At 62.4% G+C, this 14,628-nt stretch carries 17 protein-coding genes; 7 read left to right on the top strand and 10 right to left on the bottom strand.

What is annotated here, in order from left to right; translation table 11 throughout:
- The first annotated feature begins 28 nt into the window (after positions 1-28).
- Positions 29-778, top strand: a complete 750-nt coding sequence (locus ACW9IB_RS08780; RefSeq protein WP_457413265.1) for a glucose 1-dehydrogenase — start codon at positions 29-31, stop codon at positions 776-778.
- Here the strand turns inward: ACW9IB_RS08780 and ACW9IB_RS08775 are convergent, their stop codons facing one another.
- Entirely contained in the window at positions 779-1,207 is a 429-nt protein-coding gene (locus tag ACW9IB_RS08775; protein WP_457413264.1) for a hypothetical protein, read from the bottom strand.
- Positions 1,208-1,370: 163 nt separating this feature from the next.
- Here ACW9IB_RS08775 and ACW9IB_RS08770 point away from each other — a divergent pair, with 163 nt between their 5' ends.
- Complete coding sequence (locus ACW9IB_RS08770; RefSeq protein ID WP_457364065.1) at positions 1,371-2,384, top strand: ABC transporter substrate-binding protein; 1,014 nt, start codon at positions 1,371-1,373, stop codon at positions 2,382-2,384.
- Positions 2,385-2,480: 96 nt separating this feature from the next.
- On the opposite strand, the gene ACW9IB_RS08765 is transcribed toward ACW9IB_RS08770, so the two are convergent.
- The gene (locus ACW9IB_RS08765) at positions 2,481-3,269 is read right to left on the bottom strand and encodes an AraC family transcriptional regulator (RefSeq protein WP_457364064.1); all 789 of its coding nucleotides are present in this window, start codon (positions 3,267-3,269) and stop codon (positions 2,481-2,483) included.
- Positions 3,270-3,354: 85 nt separating this feature from the next.
- Here ACW9IB_RS08765 and ACW9IB_RS08760 point away from each other — a divergent pair, with 85 nt between their 5' ends.
- The 3 genes from ACW9IB_RS08760 to ACW9IB_RS08750 all read left to right on the top strand — a co-directional run bounded on the left by ACW9IB_RS08760 (position 3,355) and on the right by ACW9IB_RS08750 (position 5,996).
- On the top strand, positions 3,355-4,353 hold the full coding sequence (locus tag ACW9IB_RS08760; RefSeq protein WP_457364063.1) for a bile acid:sodium symporter family protein: 999 nt from the start codon (positions 3,355-3,357) through the stop codon (positions 4,351-4,353).
- An 87-nt stretch (positions 4,354-4,440) separates the two neighbouring features.
- Positions 4,441-5,625 (top strand): sugar transporter, encoded by a 1,185-nt coding sequence (locus tag ACW9IB_RS08755; RefSeq protein WP_457413262.1) that lies wholly within the window; start codon positions 4,441-4,443, stop codon positions 5,623-5,625.
- A gap of 11 nt (positions 5,626-5,636) precedes the next feature.
- Entirely contained in the window at positions 5,637-5,996 is a 360-nt protein-coding gene (locus ACW9IB_RS08750; RefSeq protein ID WP_457413260.1) for a lysozyme inhibitor LprI family protein, read from the top strand.
- A gap of 18 nt (positions 5,997-6,014) precedes the next feature.
- Here the strand turns inward: ACW9IB_RS08750 and nadS are convergent, their stop codons facing one another.
- Both nadS and ACW9IB_RS08740 read right to left on the bottom strand, forming a co-directional pair.
- Entirely contained in the window at positions 6,015-6,302 is a 288-nt protein-coding gene (gene nadS / locus ACW9IB_RS08745; RefSeq protein ID WP_457364060.1) for a NadS family protein, read from the bottom strand.
- 2 nt (positions 6,303-6,304) lie between these two features.
- Complete coding sequence (locus ACW9IB_RS08740) at positions 6,305-6,619, bottom strand: type II toxin-antitoxin system RelE/ParE family toxin (protein WP_457413258.1); 315 nt, start codon at positions 6,617-6,619, stop codon at positions 6,305-6,307.
- 280 nt (positions 6,620-6,899) lie between these two features.
- On the opposite strand from ACW9IB_RS08740, the gene ACW9IB_RS08735 reads away from it, so the two are divergent.
- Both ACW9IB_RS08735 and ACW9IB_RS08730 read left to right on the top strand, forming a co-directional pair.
- The gene (locus tag ACW9IB_RS08735) at positions 6,900-7,595 is read left to right on the top strand and encodes a hypothetical protein (RefSeq protein ID WP_457364058.1); all 696 of its coding nucleotides are present in this window, start codon (positions 6,900-6,902) and stop codon (positions 7,593-7,595) included.
- Positions 7,592-8,491: a hypothetical protein gene (locus tag ACW9IB_RS08730; RefSeq protein WP_457413256.1), complete on the top strand. Its 900-nt coding sequence runs from the start codon at positions 7,592-7,594 to the stop codon at positions 8,489-8,491. Before ACW9IB_RS08735 ends, ACW9IB_RS08730 begins: the two co-directional genes overlap by 4 nt.
- Before the next feature lie 32 nt (positions 8,492-8,523).
- Here ACW9IB_RS08730 and tal read toward each other — a convergent pair whose 3' ends face one another.
- The 6 genes from tal to ACW9IB_RS08700 form a co-directional block, all read right to left on the bottom strand.
- Positions 8,524-9,447 (bottom strand): transaldolase, encoded by a 924-nt coding sequence (gene tal / locus ACW9IB_RS08725; protein WP_457364056.1) that lies wholly within the window; start codon positions 9,445-9,447, stop codon positions 8,524-8,526.
- Between the two features lie 24 nt (positions 9,448-9,471).
- Positions 9,472-10,425 carry a sugar-binding transcriptional regulator gene (locus ACW9IB_RS08720; protein ID WP_457364055.1) on the bottom strand — a complete coding sequence of 318 codons (954 nt, stop codon included), beginning with the start codon at positions 10,423-10,425 and terminating at the stop codon, positions 9,472-9,474.
- Positions 10,426-10,470: 45 nt separating this feature from the next.
- On the bottom strand, positions 10,471-11,271 hold the full coding sequence (locus tag ACW9IB_RS08715) for a glucose 1-dehydrogenase (RefSeq protein WP_457413254.1): 801 nt from the start codon (positions 11,269-11,271) through the stop codon (positions 10,471-10,473).
- A gap of 24 nt (positions 11,272-11,295) precedes the next feature.
- A complete protein-coding gene (locus ACW9IB_RS08710; protein ID WP_457413253.1) occupies positions 11,296-12,060 on the bottom strand; it encodes an SDR family oxidoreductase in 765 nt (254 codons plus the stop codon).
- A gap of 106 nt (positions 12,061-12,166) precedes the next feature.
- Positions 12,167-13,675: a sugar ABC transporter ATP-binding protein gene (locus ACW9IB_RS08705; RefSeq protein ID WP_457364052.1), complete on the bottom strand. Its 1,509-nt coding sequence runs from the start codon at positions 13,673-13,675 to the stop codon at positions 12,167-12,169.
- 14 nt (positions 13,676-13,689) lie between these two features.
- A complete protein-coding gene (locus ACW9IB_RS08700) occupies positions 13,690-14,622 on the bottom strand; it encodes a substrate-binding domain-containing protein (RefSeq protein WP_457364051.1) in 933 nt (310 codons plus the stop codon).
- Between the last annotated feature and the right edge of the window lie 6 nt (positions 14,623-14,628).

Genomic DNA, 14,628 nt, shown 5'->3' with positions numbered 1-14,628 from the left:
ATCACTCAACCTTGGGAAGACTGGAATCATGAAGCTTGACGGAAAAATTGCAGTGGTCACCGGTGCCTCGAAAGGCATCGGTGCAGGGATCGCGAAAGGCCTGGCGGCAGCCGGCGCGACGGTGGTGGTCAATTACGCCACCAGTAAAACCGACGCCGACGCAGTGGTTGCGCATATCCAGCAGCACGGGGGCAAAGCGAGCAGTGTGCAGGCGGACATGAGTGTGGGCGGCGACGTTACGCGGCTGTTCGCAGCGGTCGGTGAGCAATTCGGCACGTTGGATATCCTGGTCAACAACGCCGGCGTCGCGGTGTTCCAGATGATTGAAGAGTTGACCGAAGACGCCTTCCACCAGCAGTTCAATCTCAACGTGCTGGGCTATCTGCTGGCGGCCCGGGAAGCCGTGAAGTTGCTGGGGCAGGGCGGCAGCATCATCAATATCAGCTCCATCCTCAGCACCGACCCGTACCTGGCTTCCAGCGTGTATTCGGCCACCAAGGGCGCGGTGGACACGCTGACCTTCGCCCTGGCGCGGGAGCTGGGGCCAAAGGGGATTCGGGTCAACTCGATCCTGCCGGGCCACACCAACACACCCGCCACCGACGGCAATTTTGCCGGCGGGTTTGGCGAGTCGCTGATCGCTGGTACGCCGCTTGGGCGCTTCGGTGAGCCGGAAGATATCGCCCCGCTCGCCGTGTTCCTCGCTTCCGAAGAGGCGCATTGGGTGACCGGCGAATCTATCCGCGCTTCCGGTGGTGTGCGGGGTGTGGGTTACTGATCACGCCGCCTGCGGCTGAACCTGCAACACACCCTCTACGTCCTTGACCAACCCACTGGCCAGGAACAGCGGCACCAGGCGTTTATGCAGTTGCGGCTCGACGAACTCCTTCACCGTTTCCAGCGCCAGCGCGCCGCTCACCGGCAGCTCGGCCTTGGTGTACGACAACCATGCTTTCTTCAGTGCCTGCAACACGTCGCTGCCCGCCGTGGAGGCGAAGCGGCGGTGGGTGGGTTTGCCGTCGAAGGTGAAGGTGTGCTGGAACGCGTAGCCGGTTTCATCGCCCTGGCTGTCACTGCAACGGATGCAGGTGCACGAACCGTCGCCGAAGGCGCTGCGCAGGTAGCTGTTGAAGTCCACCACGGGTTTGAGTGACAGGCGCTTATCGACTTCGAACAGGTCTCCGGTCATTTTTTCGTCAGTGTTCAACGTCCATTTCCTCGCTGGCAGGCAGTGTATCAAAGCGCGGCACAATACCAGCCAGGCGCCGTTTTGTGGGCGATTTGCATAACAATAGATCCCGATATTCTTTTCCCGTCTTAAAAATCGTGGCTACCCTCGCTCACCTTCTCAAACGTGCGGCAGACCTCCCATGACTTTCAAGCGCTCCTCCCTGTCTCTCCTGGCGGCCTCGCTGGCCGCCGCCAGTGCCTTGCTGAGCCCCGGTGCCCAGGCTGAAGGCAAGATCAGCATCGCCCAGCAATTCGGCATCGGCTACCTGATCCTCGATGTGGTGCGCGACCAGCACCTGATCGAGAAACACGGCAAGGAGCAAGGGCTGGACATCAAGGTCGAGTGGAACAGCATTTCCGGCGCCACCGCGATGAACGAGTCGTTGCTGGCCGGCGCGCTGGATGTGGTTTCGGCGGGTGTGCCTCCGATGCTCACCCTGTGGGACCGCACCAAGGGCAAGCAGAACGTCAAGGCCATCGCGTCCCTGGGTTCGATGCCCAACTACCTGCTGACCAACAACCCCAACGTCAAGACCCTCAAGGACTTCAGCGAGAAGGACCGTATTGCCGTGCCGGCGGCGGGCGTGGGTTTCCAGTCGCGTACCTTGCAGATCGAAACCGCCAAGCAGTTCGGCAACGACCAATACAAGAAATTCGACGATATCTCCATCAGCCTCGCTCACCCGGATGCCACGGCGGCGCTGATCGCCGGTGGCTCGGAGATCAATGCGCACTTTTCCAGCCCGCCGTTCCAGTACCAGGAACTGCTCAACCCCAACGTGCACAAGGTGCTCAGTTCCTACGACATCCTCGGCGGGCAGGCGACGTTCAACGTGCTCTACACCACGCAGAAATTCCACGACGAAAACCCCAAGACGTACAAGGCGTTCTATGACGCCCTGGCCGAAGCCGAGAAGATCATCAAGGCGGACAAACCTGCGGCGGCCAAGGCGTATATCCGTGTAGAAGACTCCAAGCTGCCGCTGGACCTGGTGGAAAAAATCGTCCAGGACCCGGAAATCGACTTCACCGTGGTGCCGCAGCGCACCTACATCTATGCCGAGAAACTGCAGGAATTGGGTGTGTTGAAAAACAAGGCGGCCAGCTGGAAGGACTACTTCTTCGAAGAGGCCCATGGCGGGAATGGCAGCTAAGCCTTCCCAGGCGTTTGGAATGCAGTCAGAAATGTGGGGCAGGCAAGCCCCACATTGAGTCTCTGGCGCTGGCAAGAAAGTGCCCGGCACGATGAATCAGCGGAAAAACTCACCCGGGGTGGCGTCGAATTGCTGGCGAAACGCATTGATAAACGCCGAGGTCGATTCATATCCGCAGCCCAGCGCCACATCCGTGACCCGTTCGCCTTGCTCAAGGGCGGGCAGGGCGGTCAGCAGGCGCAGGCGCTGGCGCCAGGCGCGAAACGTCAAGCCGGTGTCGCTCAGGAACAACCGGCTCAGGGTTTTCTCGCTGACGCCCAGTTTATGGCTCCACTGGCCCAGCGTGGTCTGTTGCTCGGGGTGTGAATTCAGGCTGCGATAGATCTGCCGCAGACGTGGATCCAGCGGCAAGGGCAGCATCAGGTCGACTTGCGGCGCCGCTGCCAACTGGTCCAGCACCACCTGGGCCAGGCGCCCGTCGGGGCCATCTTCGGCATATTCCACCGGCAACTGGCTGAAGCTGCGGATCAGCTCGCGCAGCAGGCTGCTGACTTCCAGCACATGGCAGCGCTCGGCGGCCCAGGCGGTGACGCTGCAATCCAGGTACAGGCTGCGCATCTCGGTATGGGGCGAGCTGAATACCCGATGCGGCACGCCCGCCGGGATCCACACCGCACGTTGGGGCGGGGCGACGAAACGTCCGACGCTGGTCTGGATCTCCAGCACCCCGGAAATCGCGTAGGACAGCTGCACCCACGGGTGGCTGTGCCGGCGGGTCAGTGCGCGATTGGGCAAGGATTCGGTGCGTCCATACACCGGCCTTGGCAGGCTGGAGAGCCCGGGGACACTGCGGCGGACGGTTTTGTCATGTCCTTTAGGCGGCATTTACTGGCTCATTGGCGTTAGTCGGTAACAGGCTGTTACGTTAGAGTCGCGGCGATGCTCTTGGCAACCCCTGGAAGATTTGCTTATGACCCGCCCGCGTTTTTTGCCTGACAATTTCACCCTGACGCTGATCGCCACGGTGGTTCTCGCCTCCCTGTTGCCCGCCAGCGGCCAGACCGCCGTGGCCTTCGGTTGGGTGACCAACCTGGCCATCGCGCTGCTGTTTTTCCTGCATGGCGCCAAACTGTCCCGCGAGGCCATTCTTGCCGGTGCCGGCCACTGGCGCCTGCACCTGCTGGTGTTCAGCCTGACCTTCGTGCTGTTCCCGCTGCTGGGCCTGGCGCTCAAGCCGGTGCTGTCGCCGCTGATCGGCAAAGACCTGTACATGGGCATGCTGTACCTCTGCGCCTTGCCGGCCACGGTGCAATCGGCGATTGCCTTCACCTCCCTGGCGCGCGGCAATATCCCGGCGGCGATCTGCAGTGCGGCGGCGTCGAGCCTGTTCGGTATTTTCCTTACGCCGTTGCTGGTGACCCTGCTGCTCAATGTGCATGGCGATGGCGGCTCGACCGTCGACGCCATCGTGAAGATCAGCGTGCAACTCTTGCTGCCGTTTGTCGCAGGGCAAATTGCCCGGCGCTGGATCGGTGCCTGGGTGGGGCGCAATAAAGCCTGGCTGAAGTTCGTCGACCAGGGTTCAATCCTGCTGGTGGTCTACGGCGCGTTCAGCGAAGCGGTCAACGAAGGCATCTGGCACCAGATTCCGCTGTGGGAACTGGGCGGCCTGGTGGTGGCGTGCTGTGTGCTGCTGGGGCTGGTGCTGGTGGCGTCGACCGTCCTGGGCAAGGCGTTCGGGTTTAATCAGGAAGACCGCATCACTATCTTGTTCTGCGGTTCCAAGAAAAGCCTGGCGACCGGGGTGCCGATGGCACAGGTGCTGTTCGCCGGGGCCACCATGGGCGTGTTGATCCTGCCGCTGATGCTGTTTCACCAGATTCAGTTGATGGTCTGCGCGGCACTGGCGCAGCGATATGCCAAGCGACCGGAGTCGATTCCGGAGTTGATGGGGCAGGTCGATCCCTGACGCGGCGTGTTACTATTTTTCGGCGCTGCTCAAGGGTCGGCACTGGGCCGGCTTGATCAGCGCTGAAACCGAGTACGACAGCCGTCAATGAGCATTTCCGCCGCAACGCCCCAAGCCAACTGGCAACCGGTCATCGCTCTCGCGTTGGCCGCCTTTGTATTCAATACCACCGAATTCGTCCCCGTCGGGCTGCTCAGCGCCATTGGCGCCAGCTTCGACATGCCCATCGCCAGCGTCGGCCTGATGCTCACCATCTATGCGTGGATCGTGTCCCTGACCTCGCTGCCGGTGATGCTGCTGACTCGCAACGTCGAGCGGCGCAAGCTGCTGATCGTACTGTTCGGCCTGTTTATCGCCAGCCATGTGCTGTCCAGCATCGCCACCAGCTTTGGCATTCTGATGCTCAGCCGGGTCGGCATCGCACTGTCCCATGCGCTGTTCTGGTCGATCACCGCGTCCCTGGCAGTGCGCCTGGCGCCGGAGGGCAAGCAGGTTCAGGCCCTGGGCCTGCTGGCGACCGGCACATCGCTGGCGATGGTCCTGGGTATTCCCCTGGGGCGTCTGCTTGGCGAAGCCATGGGCTGGCGCACCACGTTCCTGGTGATTGGCGCCTTCGCCGCCGGCCTGGTGTTCTGGCTGGCGCGCACCTTGCCGCTGCTGCCCAGCCAGAACTCCGGTTCGCTGCGCAGCCTGCCGCTGCTGTTCAAGCGCCCGGCGCTGGTGGCGCTTTACGTGCTGACCGCCATGACGGTCACCGCGCAATTCACCGCCTACAGCTACATCGAACCGTTCGTTGAAGGTGTCGCCGGCATGGGCGGCAACGCCGTGACCCTGATCCTGTTGGTGTTTGGTGGCGCGGGGATTATCGGCTCGCTGTTGTTCAGCCTCGTGCACCGCTTCAATCCCCATCTATTCGTGGTCAGCACGGTGTTCCTGCTGGCGGCGTGCCTGGCGCTGTTGCTGCCGTTGAGCGGGGCCGAGTCGTACCTGGTCATCCTCGCCGTGTTCTGGGGCATGGCCATCATGGGCTTCGGCCTGGCGATGCAATCCAAGGTGCTGGTGCTGGCCCCGGACGCCACCGACGTGGCCATGGCGATGTTTTCCGGCATCTACAACATCGGCATCGGCGGCGGTGCCCTGATGGGCAGTTGGGTCGGCAGCCACTTCGGCTTTGCCTGGGTCGGCGTTGCCGGCGGCTTGCTGGCGGCGCTGGCATTGATCGGTTACTGCCTGGCGATTCACCGCTACGGGCAGGGCGTAGCACGCCATTGAGGAGTCAATCCGTGATCAACAAATCCGCTGTTTTCGCGATTCTGGCCAGTGCGTCCGCACTGCTGCTCAGCCCTTCCAGCTCTGCTGCGAGCTTCGATTGCGCAAAGGCCAAGACGCCCGACGAAATCGCCATCTGCACCCACCTCAAGCTCAACGACCAGGACGTCACCCTGGCGTTGCTCTACGACCTGAGCAAACACTTCATGGCCATGGGCGGGCGCGACGCCTTGATGGACGGGCAAGCCGCCTGGCTCAAGCAACGTCGTGCCTGTGGTGAGAAAGTCAGTTGCCTGGGCGATGCCTATACCCAACGAATCGGCGTGTTGCGCGGGTTCATCGATGAGCGGGTGATGACAAAAGGGCCGTTTTGAGACGGCCCGCTACCGGCCTCAGATGGCCAAGGCGTTGAGCACATGCACAGGGTCGTTATGGATGGCCCGAAGTAAAGCCTTGGCGGGGCCCGTCGGTTCCCTGCGGCCTTGTTCCCAATTGCGTAGCGTACCGATTTGAACGTCGATCATCGCAGCGAATTTAGCTTGGGTCAGGCCGGTAGCCTTGCGTATTTCTTTGACTTGAAGCGCGTTGACGACAAATTCGCGGGAGGGCTGACGCTCGCCTCGGACGATTTCATCCATCTGTTGCACGCTTTCCATCAGCTCATCAAAGAATTTGCTCATGGTTATCTCCAGTGTTCGATGACGGCTTTCAGTGCTTTGCGTTCATCGTTTGTCAGGTCTTGCTGTTCGTTCTTTGTGTAGATCATCAATAACGCGATTTTAGAGGCCGTTACAAAGTGGTAGTAGATTACCCGGGCGCCTCCACGCTTGCCGTGGCCCTTTGCGGCGACTCGGATCTTTCGTATGCCGCCTGTTCCTTCAATCACATCTCCAGCGGTCGGGTTCACCATCAGTGCTACCTGCAGGGTCAGGTAAGCATCGTGATTCATAAGCTCCGTTATTCGCCGGGTAAAAATAGGGGTCTCAATAAAAATCATAGCAAATGTACGCCATTGACTTACTCAAGGGCAATGCTAGTTCAGCTTCGGCTGCAACTCTTCTTCCAGTTGTAAGCAGGTTTTAGGGCAAAGAAAGCGGCAACCAGCGCTTGCGCGAGCTACGACCACTGGTCGCTTCACACCCATCCCATAGTTATTAAGTTGACGCCATTTTCCCTGCCTTTTAATATCGCCAGCCAGTGATGGCAAGGTGATATCTTTTTTCGCCCACCACCACCCACACTGCTGATAAACCTCTCTCCCCTAAAAGGATTTTCCCGTGGGATTTCGCGCGTTCCGTAACTGCGTTGCCTTGATGCTCGTCTGCTCCGGCCTGTTTGGCTGTGCCGCCAATATCCAGAAACCCATCGAGCTCGACTCGCAGTTCTGGGCTGACAAGAACCAGACCATCGGGGTGGCCATGACCCCGCTGCCGCCGTCGGAGCTGGTACTGGGCGGTAACCAGGGCCTGCTGGACCTGGCTATCAACAAGGGCATCAACAGCAAGCTCAGCACCCAGGTCAGCACCTGGAAGCTGCAAGACACCGCGAGCATTCCCGATGAGATCGTCGCCAAACTGGTGGCCAAGGGTTACAAGGCCAAGCGCATCGACGAGACGGTGGATATCAAGCAATTCAAGGAAAACAAATTCCGCGAAGGTTATTTCGGTCGCGACCTGACGCCCCTGCAAGCCAAGTACGGGGTTGATCGTCTGCTGCTGATTTCCTACACCGCCAGCGGCGCTTACCGCACCTACTACAGTGTGGTGCCGACCAGCGTGCCGACGCCACAAGTGGGTGGCATGGGCCTGGTCATCGACCTGCATGACAACCACATGCTCTGGTACAAACCGTTCGCAGTGACGCAGCCGGCCCAGGGCGAGTGGGATCAACCCAACTACAACAACCTGTCCAATGCCTACTACCAGGCCGTGGACAGCAGCCGCCAACTGGTCATCACGCCGTTCGCCCAATGAAGCGGGCAGGCGGTGTCCTGCTGATCGCCACTCACTTGCTGCTGGGCGGCTGTGCCCAGCAGCAGGTGGCAGAGCCGAGCTTCAACACGCCCTCCGCACAGTCTTACCTCAACGCCCACGGCGCCAAGGTCGAAGTGCGGTTGCCGAAGGACGGGCTGGTCAGCGCCTCGATGGTGATCGACAGCAAGAACGCACAGAACGCAGCCCAGGTCAGTGACAACGTCACGCGCAGTGCGGTGCAGGCCGGCGGTGTGGTGGGGTTGCTGATCGCCAGTGCCATCAACACCCGTACCGGCGTCGGTGCGCTGGAGCGCGATGCACGCACCAGTGCCGAAAACGACGCCCGTCCGATGGTGGCGCTGCTCGGTGAGCAGAACCTCGATGAGGTGTTCACCCGGCGTTATCGCGACAGCAGTGTGGCGGCGGGAATTCCGGCGGCGCAAGGGCAGGTCAGCGGGTTGCTGTTGATCGAGCCGCGCCTGATGCTCAGTGCCGACCGTGGCAGTTTCATGCTGATCAACCGCGTGCAGGTCCAGGACATCGCCGGCTCCGTGCTGTACCAGCGTCGGGTTGAAGTGGTGGGGCAGCCTTTCCGCAGTTGCGGTGCGCAATGCATCGACGACGGGCGCCTGGAAGCGGCCAAGGTGAACGAACAACTGGAGCGCTGCATCGAGGAATCCATGCGCGTCGTGGCACAGGATCTGCGCGCCGCCGACAGTGACGCGCAGGGCACCGAACAGACCGTGCGCTACGTGCTCGACGGCCGCCGTGTGGTCGAGCGCGGACGGTTGCTGCCCTCCGCGGGTGTCTATCACCGTTATCGCAACCTGGATGGCGCGATCAAGTCAGTGCCCATCCCGTTCGAGAACGTCGCGTCCCAAAGCGTTTCACCGTAAACGCCCCCCCGGGATCAGGGGGGCGTCCGCCGTCAGGCGTTGCCCAGCAGCTGTTCGAGCTTTTCCTGATCCCGCGCGAACTGGCGAATGCCTTCGGCGAGTTTTTCGGTGGCCATCGCATCTTCATTCGACGCCCAGCGGAACTGCGCTTCGTCCAGTTGCAGGCGTGCTTCGCCCGTGGCACCCGGCACCAGTCTGCGTTCCAGCGTGCCGTTGTCTTCGGCCAGTTTTTGCAGCAGGTCCGGGCTGATGGTCAGGCGGTCGCAACCCGCCAACTGTTCGATCTGGCTGAGGGTGCGGAAGCTGGCGCCCATCACCACCGTTGGAATGGCGTTGGCCTTGTAGTAGTTGTAGATGCGTGTCACCGACTGCACGCCCGGATCATCCGCGCCGGTGTAGTCCAGGCCGGTGTTCTTGCGGTACCAGTCGTAGATGCGACCCACGAACGGCGAGATCAGGAACACCCCGGCATCGGCGCAGGCCGCGGCCTGGGCGAAGGAAAACAGCAAGGTGAGGTTGGTCTGGATGCCGGCCTTTTCCAGGCGCTCGGCGGTGCGGATGCCTTCCCAGGTCGAGGCCAGCTTGATCAGTACGCGGTCGCGGCCGATGCCGGCCTGGTCGTACAGGGCGATCAACTGGTTGGCCTTGGCCCACAGCGCTTCTTCGTCGAACGACAGGCGCGCGTCGACTTCGGTGGAGATGCGCCCCGGAATCACCTTGAGAATCCCGGCCCCCACCGACACCGCGAAATGATCGCACGCCACGTCCACATCACCCTTGGCATGGGCCACGGCGCTGCGCAGCAGTTCGGCGTATTCGGGAATGGCGGCGGCCTTGAGCAGCAGCGATGGGTTGGTGGTAGCGTCCACCGGACGCAGGCGGCTGATGGCCTCCAGATCGCCGGTGTCGCAGACCACGGTGGTGAATTGCTTGAGTTGTTCGAGCTTGGACGTCATGGGCGGCAGTCTCCTGAAAGGGGGTTAGTGGTTTAACGCCTGGGCGGTATCGAGGTCGGTGATCAGGATGTCGAGGTAGCCGCCCTTGAGCGCGCCACGAATCGCCTGCACCTTGTTCAGCCCGCCGGCCAGGCCGAGCACGCGTTGGATCGAGCGCAGTTTCGGCAAGGCCACCGACACCACGAATTCTTCATCTTCTTCCAGCACCGGTTTGCCCTGGGCATCGAAGTAGCGCAGGCAGATATCGCCCACCGCGCCACGTTCGGCCAGCAGGCGCAGCATGTCTTCGGTGTAGTAGTTGCCGCTGTTGCGCAGCAGCTGCGAGGGCTCCAGGTCGCCGATGCCGACGATGGCCAGGGTGATGCTGTCAAAGCGTTGCAGCACCTCCTTGACCTCTTCCATCTGCACGATGCGCTGTTTGCTTTCCACCGATTGCTCGATGCTTTGCGAGGGCAGCAGGAACGCCGGGCAGTTGAGCAGGGTGGCCAGACGCTGGGTGAGCAGGGTGGCTTCGAAGGCGCCTTTGTTGCCGACGCCGCCGAGCAACTGCACCACTTCCTCGGCGCCTTGCTTGCCCGGTTGCGCATGCAAGTGGCCGACCATGGCGCGGATGGTGCTGCTCCAGGATGAAATGCCGATATGGTCCTGGGGCGACAGGCTGGTCTCCAGGTAATGCGCGGCGGCCGAGCCGATGGCCTGCTTGATGCTCTCATCGTTGCCGGGTTCGGTGGCTTCCACCACGATCACCCGACGTACGCCGTAGCGGCGCTGGAGTTGGGTTTCCAGCTCCAGGTGCAGGCCTTGCAGGCGCATCACGCTGATCTTCACCACGCCGTCCTGCAGCGCTCGGCGCAGGGCGCGGCTGATGAACGACTGCGACAGGTCCAGCTGCGTGGAAATCTCGGACTGCTTGAGCCCTTCTTCGTAATAGAGGCTCGCGATCTTGGTGATCAGGCGCTGTTCTTCGATCTGGCTCATGAAGGCCTCGGTTGATGTATCAATGCCGGTGAGGATACCAAACCCTCACGACATGATCAGGCCGCCGTCGATATTGATCGCCTGCCCGGTGAGATAAGCCGCATCGTCCGACGCCAGGAACGCCACCAGGCCCGCCACATCCGAAGGTTTGCCGGCGCGGCGCAGGGGAATGTTCTTGACCCATTCGGCCATCAGTTCGCCCTTGCCGTAGCGTTTTTCTTCGGTGCTGAGGATTTCGCCCCAGACGCGGTCGTTGTAGTCCCACATTTCGCTTTCGATGATGCCCGGGCAGAACGCGTTGACCGTGATGTTGTGACGCGCCAGTTCCAGCGCCAGGCTTTGGGTGATGCCGATCACACCCATTTTGCTCGCGGCGTAGTGGGGCGTGTAGATGAAACCCTGGCGACCCTGGCCGGACGAGGTATTGATCAGTCGCCCACTGCCTTGCTTGACCATGTACTTGGCCGCTTCGCGGCAGCCCAGCCACACGCCGGTGGTGTTCACTTGCAGCACCTTGTCGAAGTCGGCGCGGGGCATTTTGTCGTAGTGGTCGATGGTGATGATGCCGGCGTTCTGCACCGACACGTCGATGCTGCCGAAGCGCGCGTGGCCTTCGCGGTAGAGCTTTTCGATGTCCTCTTCGCGGGTCACGTCGATGGCCATGGCCAGGGCGTTGACGCCGTATTCCTGGGCGAGTTGGTCGGCGGTGAAGGTCACGCGCTCCAGGTCGTTGGAGGCCAGCACCAGGTTGGCGCCTTCGCGGGCGAAGCGCTCGGCAATGCCGGCGCCGATGCCACGGCAGGCGCCGGTGATCACGATGGTTTTACCGCTGAAACGTTGCGACATGACAAAAGGCTCCAGAAAAAAGGCTTACCAGCACACGAAACCGCCATCGACCAGCAGGTCGACACCGGTGCAGAACGACGATGCCTGGCTGACCAGGAAAATCGCCGGGCCGACCATTTCTTCCACGCTGGCCATACGGCCCATGGGCGTGGTCTGTTCAAAGATCTTCACCTGATCGGCCACTTCCGGCCGCGAGTTCATCGGCGTGGCGGTGTAGCCGGGGCTGATGCAATTCACGCGCAGGCCCTTGTCGGCCCATTCCATCGCCAGGCTTTTGCTCAAGTGGATCACCCCGGCCTTGGAGGTGTTGTAGTGCGCCTGCAACAGCCCACGGTTGACGATGCTGCCGGACATGGACGCGATATTGACGATAGCGCCCTTGCCCCGGGGCAGCATCACCGCGGCCTGGGCCTGGCAACTCAGGAAAATCCCGGTGAGGTTGATGTCCAGCATGGTCTGCCAGCGTTGCAGCTCGAGGTCTTCGGCGGCCTGGGCGTTGGCGATGCCGGCGCAGTTGACCGCGACGCTCAGTTCACCCAGTTCGGACTCGGTACGGGCTACCGCTGCGTCCAGTACGGCGCGTTCGGTGACCGTGCCACCCAGCGCCAGGGCGCGACGGCCCAGGGCCTGGATGCGCTCGACGGTACTGGCGATGCCGGGGCTGTTCGGCAGGTCGAAACAGGCCACATCGGCACCGGCCTCGGCCAGCCCGACGGCAATGGCCTGGCCAATACCGCTGCCGGCACCGGTGACAAAGGCGACCTGGCCCTTAAGACTGAACAATTGCATAAATAGCTCCGTTAGTTGAAATCTCACCGAACCCCTGTGGGAGCGGGCTTGCTCCCACACAAGCCCGCTCCCACAGTGGATCTTCATTGTTTGTGAGGGTAGGGCACTAGGCCGTGGCCATCTCCATCACCGACACCGGAGTGGCCTCGCCACGCGCCAGAATCCCCATCTGCCTCCCGCGGCTCATCACCATCACGCGGTGAGAAAGTCCCAGCACCTCATCCAGGTCGGAACTCACCACAATCACTGCCATGCCCTTGGCGGCCAGGTCGGCGATCACTTCATAGATCGCTGCCCGCGCACCCACGTCGATGCCGCGCGTGGGCTCATCGAGGATGAAGACCTTGGGATTGCGCGCCAGCCATTTGGCAATGATCACCTTCTGCTGGTTGCCGCCGGACAGGCTGGAAATGCGCGATTGCGGCGCGCCTTTCACGCCCAGCCGCGCCACCGCCGTGCGGGCGAATTCGCGCAGCGGGGCAGGGAGCACCCAGCCGCGTTTATCCAGCAGGTCGGTGTTGCCGTAGATCAAGTTGTCTTCGATGCGGTGTTCCACCACCACGCCTTGCTGCTTGCGGTCCTCGGGTACCAGCACCACGCCGGCCTGGATCGCCTCGAAAGGCGAGCGCAATTGGCGCACTGCACCGTCCAGCACCATATGCCCCTGAATGTCCTGGGCCGCACCGGCGAGGGTACGCACCAGCTCGGTCCGCCCAGCGCCGACCACCCCGGCAATCCCGAACACTTCACCGGCACGCACGCTGAAATCGATGCCGTGCAAGGCGAATTCGCGGCAGCTCAAGTCCTTGACCTGCAACATCACCCGCTCCTGGGGCGCGTGCAGGGTGGGGAAAATCCGTTCCAGGCTGCGCCCGACCATCTGTTCCACCAGCTCGCGCACCGGCACCTGGGCCGTGGCGTGCAGTGCGATCTGGCGACCGTCGCGCAGCACCAGCACGCGGTCGGCGATGCGCGCGATTTCTTCCAGGCGATGGCTGATGTAAATGAACGACACGCCTTCGGCCTTGAGTCGTTCGACCTGCTGAAACAGCAGCTCGGTTTCTTCACCGCCCAGGGCCGCCGTGGGTTCATCGAGAATCAGCAGTCGCGCCTTGAGCGTCAGCGCCTTGGCGATTTCCACCAGTTGCTGGGCCGCCACACTCAGGCCCTCGACTTTGCGTGACGCCGGTACCTTGAGTCCCAGGCGTTCCAGCTGGATCTGCGCCTGGGCCTCGATGTACTCGCGGTCCACCCGCCCGTGACGCATGGGCAGGCGGCCGACGAAGATGTTTTCGGCGATCGACAATTGCGGCAGCAGGCGGATTTCCTGGTGAATCAGGCCGATCCCGGCCCCCAGTGCGGCCCCCGGCGAGTTTGGCGCGTAGGGCTGCCCGAGCCAGGTCATGCTGCCCCCGGCTTCGGGTTGCACCAGGCCCGCGATGATCGACGACAAGGTGGACTTGCCCGCGCCGTTTTCGCCGAGCAGGGCCAGCACTTCACCGGGGCGAATGTCCACGTTCACCTGGGACAGCACCTGTACCGGGCCGTAGGCCTTGCTGATATCACGCAGGCACAGCACCGCCTCGGCGGGCTGTTCCAGAGCGGCTGCGTTCATGACGACCTCCGGGTTCACGGGTGCTGTTGCAGGAACGGCGCGACGTTTTCTTGAGTGGTCAGCACGGTCGGCAGCAATTGCTCCTTGGGTACGTCTTTACCGGCCTTCAGGTCGATGGCCGAGGACACGGCCAGGCGGCCCATCTTCTGGGTCTGCTGAGTCATGGTCGCGTTCAGCACGCCACTTTGCACGGCCTTGAGCCCGGCCACGTCGCCGTCGAAACCCACCACCACGACTTTATGATCGAGGTTGCCGACCTTCACCGCCTGGGCGGCGCCGAGGGCCATGGCGTCGGCGCGACCAAAGAATACGCTGATGTTCGGGTCACGCTGGAGCAGGTCCTGGGCCACGGCGAAGCCTTTGTCCTGGGCCCATTCGGCGGGTTGCTGGGCCACGACCTTAAGGTCCGGGAACGCTTTGAGGCCTTCCTCAAAACCTTTGGCGCGGTCGATTTCCGGCGTGGTGCCCAACTGGCCTTGCAGGATGGCGATGCGGCCCTTGCCGTCGGTGATCTTGCCCACGTATTCGGCCAGGGTCTTGGCGCCGGCCACGCTGTCGCTGGCGATAAAGGTGTCGCCCGGCGCGTCGGGGGCGTTGCGGTCCACGGCGATCACCGGGATGCCCGCTGCCTTGGCGGCTTTCACCGGCACGCCGGCGGCGGTGGCGCCGGCCGGAATGTAGATCAGCACGTCGATCTGACGGGTGATCAGGTCTTCGATCTGGCTGACCTGGGTGGACGAGTTGCCCTGGGCGTCCACGGTGATCACCTTGACCCCCTTGGCTTTGCCCTCGGCTTCCACCGACTGCTTGATCTGGTTGAAGAAGTCGGCCTGCAGGTTCGCCACGGCCAGGCCGATGGTCAAATCCTTGGCCCAGGTGGTGCCGGCAGTGGTGAGGGTCGCGGCGGCGAGGGCGGTGGCAAGCAGCAGTTTCTTGGGGCTGAACATGTCGGT

The organism is Pseudomonas sp. SDO524_S393 (assembly GCF_054071875.1).
Note: the sequence above shows the minus strand (reverse complement) of the source record. Positions and strands in the feature narration are given on the sequence as shown.

What these genes read in the sequence shown, in the direction of transcription:
- ACW9IB_RS08780 (WP_457413265.1), top strand. Translation starts at nt 29, where the DNA reads ATGAAGCTTGACGGAAAAATTGCAGTGGTCACCGGTGCCTCGAAAGGC.
- ACW9IB_RS08740 (WP_457413258.1), bottom strand. Translation starts at nt 6,619, where the DNA reads ATGATTTTTATTGAGACCCCTATTTTTACCCGGCGAATAACGGAGCTT.
- ACW9IB_RS08705 (WP_457364052.1), bottom strand. Translation starts at nt 13,675, where the DNA reads ATGAACGCAGCCGCTCTGGAACAGCCCGCCGAGGCGGTGCTGTGCCTG.
- ACW9IB_RS08765 (WP_457364064.1), bottom strand. Translation starts at nt 3,269, where the DNA reads ATGCCGCCTAAAGGACATGACAAAACCGTCCGCCGCAGTGTCCCCGGG.
- tal (WP_457364056.1), bottom strand. Translation starts at nt 9,447, where the DNA reads ATGACGTCCAAGCTCGAACAACTCAAGCAATTCACCACCGTGGTCTGC.
- ACW9IB_RS08730 (WP_457413256.1), top strand. Translation starts at nt 7,592, where the DNA reads ATGAAGCGGGCAGGCGGTGTCCTGCTGATCGCCACTCACTTGCTGCTG.
- ACW9IB_RS08700 (WP_457364051.1), bottom strand. Translation starts at nt 14,622, where the DNA reads ATGTTCAGCCCCAAGAAACTGCTGCTTGCCACCGCCCTCGCCGCCGCG.
- ACW9IB_RS08710 (WP_457413253.1), bottom strand. Translation starts at nt 12,060, where the DNA reads ATGCAATTGTTCAGTCTTAAGGGCCAGGTCGCCTTTGTCACCGGTGCC.
- nadS (WP_457364060.1), bottom strand. Translation starts at nt 6,302, where the DNA reads ATGAGCAAATTCTTTGATGAGCTGATGGAAAGCGTGCAACAGATGGAT.
- ACW9IB_RS08755 (WP_457413262.1), top strand. Translation starts at nt 4,441, where the DNA reads ATGAGCATTTCCGCCGCAACGCCCCAAGCCAACTGGCAACCGGTCATC.
- ACW9IB_RS08760 (WP_457364063.1), top strand. Translation starts at nt 3,355, where the DNA reads ATGACCCGCCCGCGTTTTTTGCCTGACAATTTCACCCTGACGCTGATC.
- ACW9IB_RS08715 (WP_457413254.1), bottom strand. Translation starts at nt 11,271, where the DNA reads ATGTCGCAACGTTTCAGCGGTAAAACCATCGTGATCACCGGCGCCTGC.
- ACW9IB_RS08770 (WP_457364065.1), top strand. Translation starts at nt 1,371, where the DNA reads ATGACTTTCAAGCGCTCCTCCCTGTCTCTCCTGGCGGCCTCGCTGGCC.
- ACW9IB_RS08720 (WP_457364055.1), bottom strand. Translation starts at nt 10,425, where the DNA reads ATGAGCCAGATCGAAGAACAGCGCCTGATCACCAAGATCGCGAGCCTC.